16 protein-coding genes, 1 tRNA gene and 2 pseudogenes are annotated in these 17206 nt (G+C 42.4%); 8 read left to right on the forward strand and 11 right to left on the reverse strand.

Annotated elements, in window-relative coordinates; all coding sequences use genetic code 11:
- Nucleotides 1–64: 64 nt before the first annotated feature.
- On the reverse strand, nt 65–4546 hold the full coding sequence (locus tag AC58CZ_RS10595; RefSeq protein ID WP_494224707.1) for an exodeoxyribonuclease V subunit gamma: 4482 nt from the start codon (nt 4544–4546) through the stop codon (nt 65–67).
- A gap of 405 nt (nt 4547–4951) precedes the next feature.
- On the opposite strand from AC58CZ_RS10595, the gene AC58CZ_RS10600 reads away from it, so the two are divergent.
- The 5 genes from AC58CZ_RS10600 (at nt 4952) to AC58CZ_RS10620 (ending at nt 7795) form a co-directional block, all read left to right on the forward strand.
- Entirely contained in the window at nt 4952–5452 is a 501-nt protein-coding gene (locus tag AC58CZ_RS10600; protein WP_494224708.1) for a hypothetical protein, read from the forward strand.
- A 73-nt stretch (nt 5453–5525) separates the two neighbouring features.
- Nucleotides 5526–6344, forward strand: a complete 819-nt coding sequence (locus AC58CZ_RS10605) for a hypothetical protein (RefSeq protein ID WP_494224709.1) — start codon at nt 5526–5528, stop codon at nt 6342–6344.
- Between the two features lie 70 nt (nt 6345–6414).
- Nucleotides 6415–6490: transfer RNA gene (locus AC58CZ_RS10610), tRNA-Arg, on the forward strand.
- Nucleotides 6479–6967 (forward strand): integrase arm-type DNA-binding domain-containing protein, encoded by a 489-nt coding sequence (locus AC58CZ_RS10615; RefSeq protein WP_494224710.1) that lies wholly within the window; start codon nt 6479–6481, stop codon nt 6965–6967. Before AC58CZ_RS10610 ends, AC58CZ_RS10615 begins: the two co-directional genes overlap by 12 nt.
- A gap of 300 nt (nt 6968–7267) precedes the next feature.
- The gene (locus tag AC58CZ_RS10620) at nt 7268–7795 is read left to right on the forward strand and encodes a hypothetical protein (protein WP_494224711.1); all 528 of its coding nucleotides are present in this window, start codon (nt 7268–7270) and stop codon (nt 7793–7795) included.
- Nucleotides 7796–8095: 300 nt separating this feature from the next.
- Here AC58CZ_RS10620 and AC58CZ_RS10625 read toward each other — a convergent pair whose 3' ends face one another.
- Together AC58CZ_RS10625 and AC58CZ_RS10630 are read right to left on the reverse strand one after the other, a co-directional pair.
- A complete protein-coding gene (locus AC58CZ_RS10625) occupies nt 8096–8674 on the reverse strand; it encodes a hypothetical protein (RefSeq protein ID WP_494224712.1) in 579 nt (192 codons plus the stop codon).
- A complete protein-coding gene (locus tag AC58CZ_RS10630) occupies nt 8674–8967 on the reverse strand; it encodes a hypothetical protein (RefSeq protein WP_494224713.1) in 294 nt (97 codons plus the stop codon). The genes AC58CZ_RS10625 and AC58CZ_RS10630 overlap by 1 nt, the downstream gene beginning before the upstream one ends.
- A gap of 39 nt (nt 8968–9006) precedes the next feature.
- Between AC58CZ_RS10630 and AC58CZ_RS10635 the strand changes: the two are divergent.
- Nucleotides 9007–9270 (forward strand): annotated as a pseudogene (locus AC58CZ_RS10635) (transposase); the annotation flags it as partial.
- A 150-nt stretch (nt 9271–9420) separates the two neighbouring features.
- Nucleotides 9421–10299: pseudogene (locus tag AC58CZ_RS10640) on the forward strand (IS3 family transposase); the annotation flags it as partial.
- Here AC58CZ_RS10640 and AC58CZ_RS10645 read toward each other — a convergent pair.
- From AC58CZ_RS10645 to AC58CZ_RS10680, 8 genes are all read right to left on the reverse strand, one after another.
- Complete coding sequence (locus tag AC58CZ_RS10645; protein WP_494224714.1) at nt 10287–10490, reverse strand: heavy metal-binding domain-containing protein; 204 nt, start codon at nt 10488–10490, stop codon at nt 10287–10289. The pseudogene AC58CZ_RS10640 and the gene AC58CZ_RS10645 overlap by 13 nt on opposite strands.
- Nucleotides 10491–10546: 56 nt before the next feature.
- Entirely contained in the window at nt 10547–11032 is a 486-nt protein-coding gene (locus AC58CZ_RS10650; RefSeq protein WP_494224715.1) for a DUF305 domain-containing protein, read from the reverse strand.
- A gap of 27 nt (nt 11033–11059) precedes the next feature.
- Nucleotides 11060–11992 carry a copper resistance protein B gene (locus tag AC58CZ_RS10655; RefSeq protein ID WP_494224716.1) on the reverse strand — a complete coding sequence of 311 codons (933 nt, stop codon included), beginning with the start codon at nt 11990–11992 and terminating at the stop codon, nt 11060–11062.
- Between the two features lie 25 nt (nt 11993–12017).
- The gene (locus AC58CZ_RS10660; RefSeq protein ID WP_494224717.1) at nt 12018–13718 is read right to left on the reverse strand and encodes a copper resistance system multicopper oxidase; all 1701 of its coding nucleotides are present in this window, start codon (nt 13716–13718) and stop codon (nt 12018–12020) included.
- A gap of 222 nt (nt 13719–13940) precedes the next feature.
- A complete protein-coding gene (locus AC58CZ_RS10665) occupies nt 13941–14582 on the reverse strand; it encodes a DUF411 domain-containing protein (RefSeq protein WP_284719352.1) in 642 nt (213 codons plus the stop codon).
- Between the two features lie 135 nt (nt 14583–14717).
- Complete coding sequence (locus AC58CZ_RS10670) at nt 14718–15311, reverse strand: c-type cytochrome (protein WP_071001532.1); 594 nt, start codon at nt 15309–15311, stop codon at nt 14718–14720.
- Between the two features lie 86 nt (nt 15312–15397).
- Nucleotides 15398–15676: a hypothetical protein gene (locus tag AC58CZ_RS10675; protein ID WP_071001531.1), complete on the reverse strand. Its 279-nt coding sequence runs from the start codon at nt 15674–15676 to the stop codon at nt 15398–15400.
- A gap of 173 nt (nt 15677–15849) precedes the next feature.
- Complete coding sequence (locus tag AC58CZ_RS10680; RefSeq protein ID WP_227511550.1) at nt 15850–16011, reverse strand: hypothetical protein; 162 nt, start codon at nt 16009–16011, stop codon at nt 15850–15852.
- 472 nt (nt 16012–16483) lie between these two features.
- Between AC58CZ_RS10680 and AC58CZ_RS10685 the strand changes: the two genes are divergently transcribed.
- On the forward strand, nt 16484–17206 hold the full coding sequence (locus AC58CZ_RS10685; RefSeq protein ID WP_430284403.1) for a heavy metal response regulator transcription factor: 723 nt from the start codon (nt 16484–16486) through the stop codon (nt 17204–17206).

Consider the following 17206-nt stretch of genomic DNA (forward strand, 5'->3'; position numbering starts at 1 on the left):
ATACTTTTAATTATTATCTATAAAATCTAGAGGATAAAAAGAAAACTAAAAACAACTGCTATAGCTAATTGTCTAACCCATCTAATGCGGTAAACATCGACCTATACAGTGGTTGCGCCAAGGTGGTCAACGCTGCTGATAAGGCTCTAAAGGCATCTTGATCACGCAGTACATATTGCCAGATGGCATGCTGAGAGCAAGTATCGTATACCGTGTCTGAGTTATAATTAGGTCTTAGCCAATCTGAGAAGTCTGCCCGTTTTGGCCAATAATTGCTATTTTCATTATCATCTGCTTGCGATTTTGAGCACTTAGCCAGATAATTGAGCGCATACTCAGGCAGTAATGTGATGGGTGTTTGACCCGATAGATTGCCAAAAATCGCCCACTTTATTAGTTCCAGTACCGCATCTTCATAGACGATTGGGCTTAGTTTAAATGCGATGACATTTTTGTAGGCATCTACTTTTGAGCTGGATTTATTAAAGCGCCAGATACTCACGCCATCATTTGCTGCCACTTGCTCAGCCGTGGTGCATCTGGCTACTTGCCAGTATAGATGGGACAACCAAAACTTAAGGAGATGTTTTGGACTGGCAGAATTGGGCAGTATATTTAACCATTGCTTAGGTGATTGCTCGGCATAGGTCATGCCTGCCTGAATATGAGCATTTTTATTATGGGTATCTAATAGTACTGATGTGGGTGATAGCATTGGCGTTAACAGCGGCACTAGGCCTTTTATTTTGATAGATTTTGGCAGTAATTTAAGCCATGCGTCTGTGTCTATTTGACTGTTTGTGTCGTTATTCACATGACTGAGCACAGCCGCCAAATCTGACAATTCAACGGGTTTTTCTATGGTGGGGGTAAGTAACTGCAAATCTGGCATGTCCTCTGTTCTACCTACATTAGGTACAACACGTTCACCAAAACCATTAGTGATCAACTGCTCTTCAAACTCTAAACACTGCTGCTGTAATTGTTGTTGCTGATTGGGTAACGTGGTTTGGCGCGCTACCCCTGCTGGTATAATTTTTTGATACATCAACGTTGAGCTATCTTGCTGAGCCGTATTGTCAGTACGCTTATCGGCGGTCAGCCCTTTAATCAAATGATCTTTAATCTGATAAGTTGTCAGGTGATCCAAAAACAATGGCTCTTGATGCGCCATCGCTTCCTCACCTTGTACCACATGCACTTTTTGAGTACGCAAAAACGCTTTGGCAGGATGGCGCACTTGATACACCAGCATACCCTCAATATCTATCTCGCCAATATTAAATACGGTATCACGCACCATTCGGGTGAGCGCCTGAGTCCTATCGCTCATATCATTAGCAGCAGTAGAAGTATCGAGTCCCAGCATATTGGCTAATGTAGACACGATTTGATGATTTATGTTCCCCAGTCCACCCAAGCGATGACCCAGCATTTGAGCAATGGCTTCGTACTGTGTTTTTGTGGGTAAGCCAATCAGTTGTGGATGCTCGCTAGATCCTCTTTTCTGTAGTGTCTCAAACACAGCCTGCCATAGCGGGGCTGGAGGAAATTGTTTTTTCTGAGCCAGTTTGGTTTTGCGCATGGCTTTATTTAGCAACCTATCTAGCTCATCGGCTACAGCAGTATCAGGGTTACTATCGCTAACATCATCAGACGTATCAGCCTTTTGCTCAGAAGCTCCTTCAATATCTGCTTCAAACAAGCTCTTGTGAAAAGGTAGTGCTGGATGCTCAGTGACCAGCCATTGCTTGATGAGCTTTGGTAAATAACGCTTAAGGCTTTCTGCCGTTGAATCAATACTTTCAGGCAAAGTATCAAGCGAGTTGACCTGCCACTGCACCTCACCTTGCAAAAACTGTAGCAGCTCACTCACAGGATTCGCTGGTAGATGCTCATGCGTGTCAGTCAAGCTTTGACCATTGTAGAATATCCAGCATGCACTACGCGCACATAGTAGCGCATCCAAAAATGCCCCATTATCATCGTCCTCGCTGACTCTATCACCGCGCCGTGAATTGGTCGCTTTCATCAAATCATATCGGTTGTCTCGGTCGCGCCCAGGAAACTCAGAGAGATCCATATTGAGCATGACCACCAGCTCAAAAGGGACGTTCCGTAGTGCACCAAATCGACCAAAAGTAATCACACCAGTCGGCTCAGCACTGACTTGCTGGCTTTCAAGCTCAGCTTCGATACTGTCTAGCATAAAGCTCAGCTTGAGCGGTAATTGCTCGACCCCTGCCAGCCTTTGCTCCACCTCTACCCTACTGCTATCACCACTAGAATATTGTCTATAATGACGATTGGCACGTAAGCTCGATTTAAAGCCATTCATCGCATTATAGATAGCGCGCATCGTACGCGTTTGATCGACATCGCCAAAGTATCGATGGATCACTTGGGTCTCAATCTGATCGAGCCAATCTTCCGCTTTCATTTTTTGTGCATGGTCATCACGCCTTGCCACCAAGCCAGTATAAATACGGCAAAGCGCTTCTACAATCATGGCGTCATTTAGACTCACTTGCGCGAGTGGTAAGCTCATCTCAGGTACAGCCGTACTTGGCCATTCATCTTCATGCAAAGGGTATAAACAATCACTCAGGCCCGCCTCTGGCATGATTAATCCCAAAGTCAGTCTGTCTAATGCTTGTGCGAAGCTAAAGCGATAATCATAGTCATTGACGTCTAGGGTCTGCTTTAGATGCAGCTCGTCAAACCCGCGGATAAATCCAGCTTCCACCAACAAATCACAACCACGGCTCATTTGCTCATAGGTCAACCCAAAACTCTCAAATAAGGGTGGCAGCATCAGCCAGTCCAACACCTCAGCCGCTTCAAAACGAGCGCTATGACTGCCAAGCAGCTTATAGAAACCAATAATCGCTTCCCATAACTGGCGAATATCAGCATCGACAACACCAGTCACCTTCGCAGGCAAAGTCAGACCATCTTGTCCCCTGCCATTGACGAAAATAGAGCTAATTAGCGCATGATGACGCTCAACATCAGGTAGCAACACCACGATGTCTGATATATGGCGTTTTTTCTCACCAGCTTTGATGGGCTCATTGAGCCAGCGTCCAATCATAATGCGCAGTACTTCAAGTTGGCGCTGTAAATTATGACAAGAATGAATGCTTAGGCTATTATCTTGAGAAGAGATAGCCCAAAAACGGTCTTTTTCAAAGCGCTTATTCTCTAATACCTCATCGTCATACCATGACGTTTCTTGCTCAAAATCCAATGCTATTTGGTTGCTGACGGCCTCTGAGACTTTTGCGGCTGTCGCTTGTTGGGTTGATTGCTCGTCAAGCATCAACACATCGTTTTGCAAACGGCGCAATAAACTTGGGCCGTTTTCTGCTGCTTGCAACCTATCATCATCACTGTTATTGGCACTGCCATCGATGACGCTACCAGTTTCATCATCAAACCTATCACTAAAGTTATCTTGCCACTCCACTAGCGCCTCTTGGTATTGCTCATTACCTGACAAATTGGCCAACATAGCAAAAGTATCACGAGACTGTTTGCCTAAACGCGACAGCAAACTGTGCCCGTAATCACGTAAAAACACGCTTTGGGGATTAATAATCTGCTGACGCTGTAGCCACGCTTTATCAACAATATCTGCCCAAAATAACTTTGAGGGATTGTAGTGTAGTAACGTGATGTCCATATATTTTGACAAGCGCTGCAAAAAATCAAGCTCAGTCTGTGGCAATTGCTGAATGGTGAAAATACGTAATACTTTGGGCAACTGCTCACGTTCATTTGCTTTATCATCTTCTAAGGCTGACCAAAAGGTATTCTCAATGGCCACACGGTGCTGATGTACATCCGCAAATAGATGCGACCACAAAAAACGCTGTGCAATCTCTAACTCTACATAGTGCGCCACTAACCATTCAGGCGTACCGCGTGCATACTGATCAAACCGTAGGGACAACGCATCTTTCTCTGCGATTAGCTTATCTACATCAAGTGGCTTGTTATCCGACCATAGCGCCAGCCAGTCCTCACGATGAGTCAAGTAACGGTTAAACACCCTTGCCAAATCACTTGCCAGCTGCCAAATGCGCGCGTCTTGTTGCGCCTTATCTTGCTTGACTCCTTCTTGCGGCTCGTCAATCAAAGATGCCAACAATGGGTTCACAGGATGCGTGTCATCATTGACAATCAACGCCTGATAGTAAGTTAGGTAGCCGAACAGGCGCCACTGCATCACCGTGGGCGACAGCACGGCAACTTCAGGTACATTCAAGGTTGCTGCTTCAGGATTAACCTCTAACAAATAAGCATTATGGCGAGTTAGCACATCCTGCATGAGTGTCCACTGATACTGACCCCAAAATTTGGTACGTACCAATGTACTGATACCAGCACGGCTAGCAATGGTTTTATCCAACCAGTCGCCCAATACCATTGACGGTACAATAACAATAAAAGGTTCAAAAATGTTCTGACTCTTTGACTGATATTGCACCAGTAGTTGGTCAACGAGATTTTCGGTACGATGTGACTGAATGATAGTAAACATAGACAATAATCTGATTAGAATAATCGTAAGCGCTGAGGGCTACTGTTGGTTACAGCTAACCTGTCAATCACTACGCTTGTAATAAAAGTGCCACAGAAAGTAGCAATGAAGCCCGAATTGATACTCATCAATACATCTTTGGCAGTCGTCACTATAATGCATTTCTGCTAGCATTATATGATGTACAATACGCTTTCATAAGCCACGTATATGCTCTGTCAGTGTGCCACTGATGTTCGATGTTTACCAGTATAGATATCAGCATTATACTATCTTGCGACATCTAATGTCGTTTTGTGGCACTGCTTATAATTATGATAATAAAATATACATTGCCACTCTTTTAAGTTATTTTCTATACCTTATCTAGACCTAATATCCATTATCACGAGATGATTTAACATTATGCCTTTGCGTCCTATTGATGCCGTCTTTGTTCATCCGAAACAACGTTTATACGTTGTTTACTATCGTGGTGAGCTATGGCAATTACCGCGTATGAAAATCGATGATAAATCATGGCAAAACAGACGTCCTTATACTGACGATAGTAGCTCCCTTTATCTGAGCATTCACCAAGTCATTAGCGATCCTGTGTTGGCACAAAAATTACGTACATTAGATTTGCCTATTGCAGTGCGTGGTAGCACCTTATCGCGTTTTGAAGCGTGGTGGGAGGCGCATGGGTTTAAATGGCTAAAAGACAAGCTTATGATCGGTCAGTCGCCATTGGCTGCACATCAAGCGACAGCTTATACAAAAGCGATTGATAGCCAGCCTGCATCGCCCGGTCATAACCGTACTGAGAATAAAACCCCAGCGTCTATGCCTTCTTTTGTGAATACAGATGTGTTTGCAGAGATGTTGACAGAGTTAACCAATGAAGTACTCGATCAAAAGCTTTGACGCAAGCCATATATCACCTATAGTGTCTTATGTAAATTTTGAACTGAATCCATTAATAAAAGAGCGGTAATATATGAAAGACTACAAGCTGCTACTGGCTGGGCTAATTTTATTGCTGCTAGCAATTTTTATCGCTCTGATTGCGTGGTTGTGGACCCACAATCGTAAAAGTATAGATCCGCTACCTATCATGGCAAGTGAGAATGAATCTGCCCCTGCCAAAGGCGATGAGACTGCCAAAACTGTGCCTGATAGCATCCTGTATGTCCGTGCAGCAAAAAGCCTGCAAGTGCCATTGGACGATATCATTGTCAGTTTTGAATCTCGTTATCCTCATATTCAAGTGTTAGCAAGCTATGTGCCACCAAACACACTTTTAACCTTATCAGATAATGATATCAATGCTAACAACGACAGCGACGCCGCTTTTAATACAGACATCATTATCGCAAATGATAGGCTATCGGCAGAACGTCTCGCGCAACTACAAGCAAAGCTGACAGCGTCTCAACACCAAGATAACCAGAGTAAGGCAAACGCCAATACCGTTATTACAGAGGATGAAACCGATAGTGAAAATACTGATAGTGAACAGGCAACTGCCGAGAACGATAATAAAGAGGCACGTACACTAACCTCCTTTAATTATGCCTTGAAAGACAAGCAAGAACTCGAAGGCGTTATTTTGACAGACCGTACGGTTGCCGTTAGTTTTCGCAATTTCTTACTCTCAAGTACGGGCCAAGGTATTTTAGAGAAATACGATTATTATAATATTAATGGTTATAAGAATAGCGTAAACGACTTGTTTCAACCAACATCACGGGCAAAAAAAGCATCAGGCGATAATCCAGTAGATGTCGCTGATGCTCTTAGCAATGGAGATAAATGACAAATTGCCTCTATTTGTCTTTTGTTGATTGCTTTTATGACTGCTTTTTCCTACAATGTCACCCCATAATGCGCCTATAGCTCAACAGGATAGAGCAGTTGCCTCCTAAGCGATCGATCGGGGTTCGAGTCCCTGTGGGCGCACCACATGAATATACTAAAACACCCCTTAACGCCCCTCCAACAAGGCTTTTAGGGGTTTTTTATTGTCCAAACCTTACCTTATATACCCATAATTACCCCTTGCTTACTGTAAAAACGGCAAAAACCGTCAAACCCCTTACCAATACTCAAGTCGATAAGACCAAGCCTTTAGACAAACCCTATACCTTAACCGATGGCGGTGGTCTTTATTTACATATCAGTAAGGCCGGCACAAAAGCATGGCGCATTGACTATACGACACCTATCACAAGAAAACGTGGCACAGTAACACTAGGTCAATACCCAGAGATCACTTTAGCAACTGCAAGACAGATGCGGACTGATATTAAGTATCATTTTGCTAACGGTGATGATCCACGCGATATCAAAAGAGAGGAAGAGCGCAAGCAATTGCTTAAGTCTAAAAATACATTCGCTATGGTTGCTGAAGAGTGCAGCCCCTTCTACTATCAAAAATAACTATAGGCAGCTGAAACGGCTAAATGTATACCTTGGCAGCGTGCCTATAACTGATATCAAGCCAATGGATGTATTAGAAGTTTGCAGATCAGCTGAGGCGTAAGGATATATTGAGACAGCGGTAAAGATGCGCTTAAAAGTTTATTATGTCCTAACTATTACGTTAATTTCTAATAAAGATATTACTGATTGAAAGATAAAAAGGTAAACTATAAACGTCAATTTTTTAGCAACGAATGTTTTTAAAAAATGATGAAAGACTACGACTATTAATTGAACGGATTCTACTGAGGATAAGTGATGAAGTGGACTGTGTTGGTGTGTGCGTTACCGTTGTTGACTGCTTGCATGAGCATGAAAAATGTAAGAGAGTTACCGCCTGAGTTGATTTATCAGCCTCCAGTAGCAGGCGCGAGCGCAACTGTCATGGGTAAAATGGAGCCGCGACATACCAAGCTCGTTGGTGATCGTATCGCTTATATCATGGAGATCGATAGTAAGCGCGTCCCTAAAGAGAAAAAAGAGACTTACAGCGATACTTGGGATAATGTCTACCCGATTACGACGGGTGAGCACACATTAACCGTCTCTTACCGTATGGCAGGGCACTATACTCTACCTACTAAAATTACGTTTGATGCCAAAGCAAACACTAACTATCAGCTAGATTTCGCTACTGATATTGGTACTGCATGGTTTAGTAAGGATAGCTATGTTGATTTTTGGATCAAGGACAAGGCCACAGAAAAGCCCGTGACTGAGGTAGTGCGAACTGCGCCACCACCTGAGCCGAGGGTTATTTCTTATCCAATCATTATTAGTAATTGATAATTTACCTCCATACTTATTCCAGTAATATTTTTCATGAAAAAGAGAAGGCTGGAAGTAATGTACAGCCTTCTCTTAATGATTATGATTTAATGAATTTTGGATCTGTAGATTCTAAATAACTACCATTCTCTCCATAAGTTATTAGACTAGGATAACCTATCGTATAGTTGCGCTGTCTTAGTTTGAGATACAAAAAAAGCTACGATATATTGAGTAAAGCTACGATATATTGAGTATCGTACCTTTTCTCTCAAATAAATATTAGGTTATAGATTAATACGCTAAATACACAGGACATTATGCAACAGGGATATAAATCAGATTACCCTCAAAATAAGGATCTATCCCATCAGGTTTAGCAAGCGTTGGACCGTCAGTATTATTATTAAGTCCATGTGACATAATAAGTCCAGAGCCGTTCTCAAATTCAAACAACACCCCTCGCTCGCTTGGTAAGTCCAGTATTTTAGAGTAAGTCTCAGAAGTCTCTTTGATAATGGTCACTGATTTGACTACTTGATTGAGATAAATACTCCACTCATCAAAATCTTTAGCATAAAAAGGAATGGCTTCTTTATCCTCTTCTTGCAACCAGTCGCTATGCTCACCATTCTCTTTTTTCTCGACCCACATGTGGACTGTGTTTCGGCTTGGATCACTGATTCCGCCAATCACTAAGCCATCTTCAAAATAGAATAAAAAAGGCCCTAGTGAACAACAAAAAAAGTCCTTGGGATCTATATAGTAATTGTCAATAAGCTCTTGTTCTGGCACATAATTAAATCTGATAATATTGATAAGTTTGCGTCCAACCAAACTTGCTAGTAAGCCTGTTAGGTTGCTGGGTATATCTACATCATAAATTGAGCCCGCCATTATCTTTTCTCCGCTATTTTGATTAATAAATCTAACGTTTGTATATTGATTGGTGAAGGTTTTTGTTTAGTATGAATTTTTATTGGATCAGCAATAACAACACTGTGATCTTTACCAATTAAAAACTGGAGATCATCAATTTTTATCTTTTCCTTCACCATTTTGCTTCTAATTAGCTTTAAGTCGCGCGCGCTCTGAGCATTTAACAAGCTAGTATCTGCATTAGGCACTAACCCAATTTTACCTGTTTTACTATTGCGTACAACGTGAGCTATGCTGAATAAACCGTACAACTAAACTTGGTAAACTAAGCATAATTATAGGAGTTTACCATGACCAAGAAAGTAAGAACTTACAGTAACGAATTTAAAGCTGAAGCCGTCAAGAAGATAGCGGATAACAACGGCAATATTTCAGCGACCGCAAAGCAACTTGGCATCGCCATGCAAACGCTATCCAACTGGCAGAACAAAGCCAATCAAGGCAAGCTTGTAGGAACAAAGCAGTATGACCCTGAACTTATGAGTGCGTTTGAAGAGGTAAAACGCCTAAAGCGACAGCTTAAAGTTGCCGAAGAGGAACGAAAGATATTAAATGAGGAGGGATAAAGCGAAGCACTGCTTCGCCCCGACGCAAGGGGAGAGCTATGCTCGAATGAGGCGACGGCGTACTTCGCCAATGAGGAACGTTAAGAAACAGTCTGGGAGACTGTTTTAGTGACGCAAGGCGAAGGGCTATGTCCGCAGTGACAGCTAGTCAAGTACGCCTTTATCAAAGATAATCAGCACCTCTTTAGCATTAGTAGCATGTGCCGCGTACTACAGGTTAAGCCCTCAAGCTACTATGACTGGACCAAGCGTAATATCAGTGCTCAGCAAATACATCGTAATCACTGTGAACTGCTTGTAAAAGCTGCGCACAGTGAAACCCTTGAACGCTACGGTTTTGAGCGTCTGCATGCGTATCTAAGCGGACAAGGACATAATATTAGTCTATACATGGTCAGAAGCATCAAAGAGGAACACGACATCAAATGCCGTCGTCATAAGCGCTTTAAAGTGACCACCGACTCTAATCACGACAAGCTGGTCTATCCAAACGTGCTCGATCAGAAGTTTGACGCCAATCGCCCTAACCAAGCATGGGTAAGTGATATTACTTATATCTGGACACATGAGGGCTGGTTGTATTTAGCGGGAGTCAAGGACTTATATACCAAAGAGTTGGTCGGTTACGCTATCAACAAACGCATGACTGCTGACTTAGTTTGCAAAGCACTAAGTATGGCAATTAAAAACAAACGGCCTAATAAAAAATTAATTGTGCACTCAGACAGAGGTAGTCAATACTGTAGCCATGCGTATCATAAGATCATTAAACAGCACCAGTTTATAGACTCAATGAGTGGCAAAGGTAATTGCTTTGATAACGCACCCATAGAAAGCTTCTGGGGCACTTTAAAGAACGAGCTGGTATATCATCAGGATTATAAGACTAGATTTGCAGCGATCAACGATATTATTAGATACATCGAGCTGTACTACAATCAGACTAGAATTCAAAAGGGTTTGAGCTATAAATCGCCAAGACAGGTGTGGTTTGATTATTATCGTCAGGCTGCGTAACTAAAATCTCCCAAGTTTAACTGTACGGAATTGACAGCAGGGGTCAACATACCGCATATTGGGCAATCACTAGCTTCAACATCTCTGATTTTAGGATGCATTGGGCAAATATAGACCGCACCGTTATAACCTTCTGGCACTTTGTCGTATTTACTACTTGTGATATGCGCTTGCTTGGCCACATGTTTCATAAAAACGACTCCTTAAGGACAATGTGTAAAGGTTCAAACAGCGATATCAATACCCTTTATTCCAGCTCATCAATCAACTGCTTCATTTCATCAATTTCACGCTTTTGTGCTTTTATAATATCGTCAGCAAGCTGCTGCACACGCGGATCTTCAATATCAGCACGACTACTGGTGAGAATAGCAATCGAGTGATGCGGTATCATGGCCTGCATCCAATCGACTTGATTAACCGTTGCTTGCGATCTCACGCCCCAAATGCCGACAGCAAATATCAATACGCTCAGACCGTAAATCATCAAGTTAATCTTGGTCTTCTTATACATATTAGTCATAAATGCCAACATGACGACTGCCATACCGGCACCCATGTAGAGCGCCATATAAGCCCTGGTTTCACTAAAGTAAATGTGATCCCACTGGTAGGTATTGAAGTACATCATGATATACATCACAATCGTAGACGTCGCAATCATCAGAGTGAACTTTACATAAGAGTTCATGCCCTGTTGATGATTCATGTTGTTTTGATCTGAAGCATTCATAGTATATCTCCTATTATTTTAATAATATTAAAACCAGAACTTAACCCCCGCAGTTAAACTACTGCTATCAACCGATTCATTATGTTGACGTCGTTGACCACGAGCCTTGCCAAGCGCTGTCTCATAACTCACACCGATGTAAGGCGCGAGTTGGCGACTGAATGTCTCATAAGTAAGCCTGACCTCAGTTTCCATCTCATTAAAGCCCTTGGTAATGTCATTATCATGGTCATCTTTACTAAAGGCAGTCAACCCCACCTCCGGTATAACTACCCAATGCTGATCCAAACGCCACTCGTATTCTGCGCCCAAATCAAGACGAATCTGACCATCCGTATATAAGTACGCCCTAGCGTCCGTTTCGATAAAATATGGCGCGGTACCGACAATACCTGCCATCACTGCAGATTTGTCGTTTTCAGTATCGTAAGCGACACCGGCCTCACCGTTCCAAAAGATACTCAGTGGTTTCCAATAAGCGAGCGAGCTCAAGCTATCGATTTCTTTATCATCTTTGGTCTGAGCACTACCTTCGGTACGTAGCCTTATACGATTACTATCCGTACCGTACCAACCCGTCGCTTCGAAGTTGATTTGATCGTCATCAAACTGATAGCCCAAGTCGTCTACTGACACTCCCCATAACGGCATGCTGCCCATCATCATTGGCTTACCATACTGCCCGTAGGGAACCCCATTTGAATAGTCTGGACTACGAGCATCGGCTGGTGGTTCACCACCCTGCATATTAGACACATCCATGCTGCTATGATCCATATCAGACATATCCATACTGCTGTGATCCATATCAGACATGTCCATACTGCTGTGATCCATATCAGACATGTCCATACCGCTGTGATCCATGCTCGGCATCTCAGCAGCATTTGCTAACGGTGACATTAATAATATCAAAGATGACATGCCAATAAACGGTAGACCTACTTTATATATTCTCATAATAAGGCTCATATTCGAAGGTTTATTAAACAACGGCAACTTCTCGGAACATGCCGGCTTCCATGTGATAAAGCAGATGGCAATGCCAAGCCCATCGTCCAACTTCACCCGTCACATCAAAGCTAATCTTTTGTGCTGGTTGAACCACAATCGTGTGTTTACGTACCTGAAAGTCTCCGGATGGCGTTCGTAAGTCACTCCACATTCCATGCAGATGCATAGGATGGTTCATCATCGTGTCATTGACTAAGGTGATACGCACGCGCTCGCCCGGCTTAATATTGACAGGCGTCGCATCTTTAAACATCACCCCGTCTAATGCCCAAATATAACGCTCCATGTTACCCGTTAAATGTAGCTCAATCTCTCGGGTAGGCTTACGCTGCTCCGCAAATATTGCCTCATCGACAGAGCGCAGCTGACTATAATTCAAAACCTCTCTGTCAATATTACGCAGGTTGATACCTGGGTCATCAAGGTTCATACGTGGACTGTCGACACGCATATCAGATTTAAAGTCATATTCGGTCTTGGCATGCTTTGCTTTGTAGCCTTTGTCATCCATCGCACCCATCATATCGGCCATGGTCAGCCATTCAATCTTGTCCATCGCAGGTATCGCAGGACGAGCACCTTTTTTGGTCGCAAGCGTGGTCGCGACATAGCCTGAACGATCGATATTTTGGGCAAATATCGTATGTGCATCTTGAATAGGCGTGACGATGACATCATAGGTCTCAGCCACGCCAATGCGGAAATCATCAATTGCAACGGGTGCGACGTCGATACCATCGGTTGCCACCACAGTCATTTTGAGACCTGGTATACGCACATCAAAGATGGTTTGCGCTGAAGAATTGATAAAGCGCAGTTTAACAGGCTGTCCCGCTTTCACTAACTGCGTCCAATTGGCGGCTGTCGTCTTACCATTCATCAGGTACGTAAAGTTCTTTTCACCAGATAGATCGGTAAAATCCGTTGGCATCATGCGCATCTGATTCCACATTTTGCGCTTGTCATAAGCGGCTTCTAGATCTGTTGCGGCAATATCAGATAGTAGCTTTTTGAAATCTGGCAAGTGGTAGTTATCAAAGTCAGCGCGCTGTTTGAGCAGCTTCAATAGATTGTGCGGATCGCGGTGCGTCCAATCACTCAGCACGATCACATGGTCTTCTGCGACTGGGTGACGCTCACGGCCTTTTGGCTCAATGACAATAGCGCCCAGCATACCGGTTTGTTCTTGAAAGCCACTGTGTGAGTGATACCAATAGGTGCCTGATTGTTTAAGTTTGAATTTATAAGTAAAGGTACTGTTCGCGGGAATACCATCGAAGCTGATGCCTGGTACGCCATCCATCTCAAAAGGTACGAGCAGACCATGCCAGTGAATAGAGGTCGACTCATTCATCTGATTATGGACACGGATGGTGACAGTCTCGCCCTCTTGCATCTTTAGCGTTGGCGCTGGTAGCGAGTCATTAATCAGTGTCGCTATACTCGACTTGCCATTGACGGTAATCGGCTTTTTGCTGACATAAAGGTCAAACTCATTACCGGTTAAGATGGGTACGATATGGTCGGCTTTGTCACTATTGACGGCGACGTTTTGTTGACCTTTACCGAGCGCACTATTGGCAATAGACGGTAGGGTGGACAACATGGATGCCCCTAACAAGGTAGAAGATCCTGTCAAAAAACGCCTGCGGTTAAGCATAGTTTTGTTCATAATAATTTACCTGATTTATATCCATAAAGTGAGAGTTGAGTCTATATTTATCAGCTAAGTCTATGCCTTTGGCCGCTTATTAATAGAGCTTTATAAGCTATAGTCAATCAATATTAAAAGTGGTACAAGGCAGACGAGTGCAAGTACTACAGTAGTAGGCTAAACGAGTCTAACGCTGTAACACTTTAATAGTGGTTCGACTATATTTAAACGATAACCAAGCTAGATTTGCTGCTGCGGTGTGTCAATAGTTGCATAAACAGCTGTTGACCCATCTTTATTTAGTTGCATCACTTTGTAAGGCATAAATTTGTCTTGATATTCCATACCTGGGCTGCCAACAGGCATACTAGGTACGGCAAGACCGATTGCATCACGTGGCGGATTCTTTATGAACTGCGCCATATACTTAGCAGGAACATGACCTTCAAAAACGTAGCCATCGGTAGTTACTGTAGTATGGCAAGAGCGCATTTGCTGGGGTACGCTATAACGGTCTTTAAATAACGATACATCTTCAACATTTTGAGCAGTTGCATTTAAGCCATAACCTTCAGCATGACTAACCCACTCTTTGCAACAACCACAATTGGCATCTTTATAAACAGTGGCTGAAACATTGTGCAAAACCGCTGATTGAGTGTTTGAATGAACGCTAGCGGGTGCTGTTTTGCTTTCTAGCTTCACCTCTGATGTACTTTGCGTAGCACTGGCTGATTCATTTGCAGGCTTTGATTCAGCTGCAATATTAGGCTGACTGCAAGCAGCTATCGTTAAGGATAATGGTAAAACAGCCATTTTTGTAAGTATATGACTTGATATAAGACTATTTGTATTTATATATCTATTGATATAGCCTCTCATAAAATCACTCCTAAGCGCCTATCTAGCGATCAATCTATAAGCATTGAAGCCGTAATATTGACCAAGTTATACCGATAAATTTTAAAACTTAAATCATAAAAACAGCACTATGCAGCACTGTATACTCACGAATACTCAATGCTGCATATCAGACTCATTACCTGACATGCCCATATCACTATCAAACGACATATTTAGCGTTTCATCATCTAGCCGAGTCGTTAACATCGTGTACTGGTTTTTGTTCAAATCCGGTAGCGATCTGATAAAAGCCATCATTGCCCACATCCTATCATCATCATGAGAAGCACCCCATGCGGGCATACCTGATGCCATAATGCCGTGTTTTATTGCCCAAAAACCTTTTTTGGCACCGTCTTCACTTTGGTATCGTTTAACGACATCTGCGTCAGTAAAATTTGGTGGTTGTGGATACAGTCCTTTACTCAGGTCTGTACCCGCGACTCCCGGCGACAAGTGACAACCAGCACACATCTCTTTGTAATCTGCGCCACCTGAACTGATCATTTCTGCCTTTTGTAAGTCTGGCACCAAAATATCTTTACTGGCATGTTCAATTGAACGACTACGTGCTGTCTCTAAAAAGTTATAGACTAAGGGGCTATGGGCTTGATCAGCACCGATATTTATCACGCCGCTAGTTATTACAATAAAAATACCTATCATGATGATACAGACGGTAAAAAGTATTCCTAGTAAAAACTTCATAGGTCTGTCCTAAAAATCCATTTTTATTCATATCCGCTTATTGCTCGACCACCTTGTCCAACAACATCAAAACGCTATAAACATCTTTAAGAATCATTTTTGCTAGGGATACAATGTTTTTGGTACATCTGCTTCATTTTGCTCATATTGGTCATCATAGCTTTCATAGCCGGATCGTTCATATCCATTTTGCTATGATCCATTTCCTTCATCATTTGCATGTGCTTTGCTATTTTTTCGCAATTCATTTGGTCTTTTTCAGCATGCATTTTTGGATCGTGTGCCAGTGCAGAGGTTGAAACGACCAAGGCTACAGCAGCTGCTACGATTGATTGAGACAGTGGCATTGATTTAAAAAGTGACATAACTCATCCTTGATTGGCTATGAAGTCAGTAGGACTTCAGAATATTAAGTTGCCTTAGAGCATACTGTAGCGATTCTGACAGAGGCATGACGACAACATTACAATTCTGTCATCTTACTATTTATGGTTTTTAATGTTGTCAGTAATCCTTTAGTATGACATCAGAGCTGATATTACTTATCGCTACCATATTTGTTGATGAAGTACTTTTCAGACTGTAGATGTTGATCTTTGTGTTCAATCTCACAAGCCACTCTTGCATCGATATAGCTTTTCATTTGTGAATTTGAGAGCTGAGCATCGTTATGATCCAAGTTTTTTGCAAACTCAGTCAAAGCGTCGCAGTTATTGATGATTGAAGTGCTTAGATCAGTCGTATGCGCATTAGCAGTACTACTTTTTTAAATGAGCCGTGAATCTTCATATAAAACCTCTTTTGTAAGTTATTTAAATTGATTACCGATAAAAATAATTCATCGTATAGTAAAACCCAAATAAAACTGATATAGCATCACAAACACACTCGATTAAATACTACTTTCCTTGCTTGCTGTGACTTCGTCTTTTGATGCTGCGAAAAATAGCCTTTAATCTCGTTGTGTCATTTTTAAATTGACTTGTCTATAGCTAAGTATTGGATAGTAGCTAGGTATTGGAAACGAGCACCTATATACCGTTTATATAGATTAGCAAAATAAAACTGACAGTTTGATTACGAGCACATGACATCTTTGTCAGCTACCAATCAATGCTGTCACTTGTGCTGGTTAGAACGTTAGACAATCTTGACCGTATTGAGGAATTACAATGAAAGTACTGCTGGTAGAAGATGAGTTGAAACTTGGCGAATATATAAAAAAAGGCTTAACCGAAGCTGGGTTTATTGTGGATCATCAGCTCACAGGCTTAGATGGCTATCACGCATTGATGACAGAAGAGTTTAGCGTGATATTGATGGATGTCATGCTACCAGACGTTAGCGGCTTTGAGCTGGTACGTAACTACCGAGCGGCAGGTAAGCATACACCCATACTGTTCTTAACCGCAAAAGATGACTTGAGCGATAAGGTAAAAGGAATTGAAATTGGCGGCGATGATTATCTGACCAAACCTTTTGCTTTTGCAGAGCTAATAGTGAGAATAAAAAGTCTATTAAGACGTGCCAATCAAATCGACTACCAAAGTACAACTATGCAAATAGCGGATCTCAAGATGGACATTGCCAAGCGCACAGTGCATAGAGGAGTGAAGCCTATTAAGCTCACGGCAAAAGAGTTCTCGTTATTACAGTTTTTATTAGAGCGCCGTGGTGAAGTGCTTCCACGCTCAGTCATCGCCTCGCAAGTATGGGATATGAACTTTGAAAATGATACGAACGTGATTGATGTGGCGATAAGACGTCTGCGCATAAAAATAGACGATGACCATGAGGCAAAGCTGATTCATACGGTGCGTGGGATGGGCTACCGGCTAGAGGCTATCGATACAGCGCTTGATAGCAATCAATCTGACGACACTGGCACTATTTAA

The organism is Psychrobacter sp. CR212, from assembly GCF_059693765.1.

Bases quoted from the DNA above. Each gene is read 5' to 3' on its own strand.
- AC58CZ_RS10670 (WP_071001532.1), bottom strand. From the start codon at position 15,311: ATGAAGTTTTTACTAGGAATACTTTTTACCGTCTGTATCATCATGATA.
- AC58CZ_RS10685 (WP_430284403.1), top strand. From the start codon at position 16,484: ATGAAAGTACTGCTGGTAGAAGATGAGTTGAAACTTGGCGAATATATA.
- AC58CZ_RS10620 (WP_494224711.1), top strand. From the start codon at position 7,268: ATGAAGTGGACTGTGTTGGTGTGTGCGTTACCGTTGTTGACTGCTTGC.
- AC58CZ_RS10650 (WP_494224715.1), bottom strand. From the start codon at position 11,032: ATGAATGCTTCAGATCAAAACAACATGAATCATCAACAGGGCATGAAC.
- AC58CZ_RS10660 (WP_494224717.1), bottom strand. From the start codon at position 13,718: ATGAACAAAACTATGCTTAACCGCAGGCGTTTTTTGACAGGATCTTCT.
- AC58CZ_RS10655 (WP_494224716.1), bottom strand. From the start codon at position 11,992: ATGAGAATATATAAAGTAGGTCTACCGTTTATTGGCATGTCATCTTTG.
- AC58CZ_RS10665 (WP_284719352.1), bottom strand. From the start codon at position 14,582: ATGAGAGGCTATATCAATAGATATATAAATACAAATAGTCTTATATCA.
- AC58CZ_RS10675 (WP_071001531.1), bottom strand. From the start codon at position 15,676: ATGTCACTTTTTAAATCAATGCCACTGTCTCAATCAATCGTAGCAGCT.
- AC58CZ_RS10595 (WP_494224707.1), bottom strand. From the start codon at position 4,546: ATGTTTACTATCATTCAGTCACATCGTACCGAAAATCTCGTTGACCAA.
- AC58CZ_RS10605 (WP_494224709.1), top strand. From the start codon at position 5,526: ATGAAAGACTACAAGCTGCTACTGGCTGGGCTAATTTTATTGCTGCTA.
- AC58CZ_RS10625 (WP_494224712.1), bottom strand. From the start codon at position 8,674: ATGGCGGGCTCAATTTATGATGTAGATATACCCAGCAACCTAACAGGC.
- AC58CZ_RS10600 (WP_494224708.1), top strand. From the start codon at position 4,952: ATGCCTTTGCGTCCTATTGATGCCGTCTTTGTTCATCCGAAACAACGT.
- AC58CZ_RS10645 (WP_494224714.1), bottom strand. From the start codon at position 10,490: ATGAAACATGTGGCCAAGCAAGCGCATATCACAAGTAGTAAATACGAC.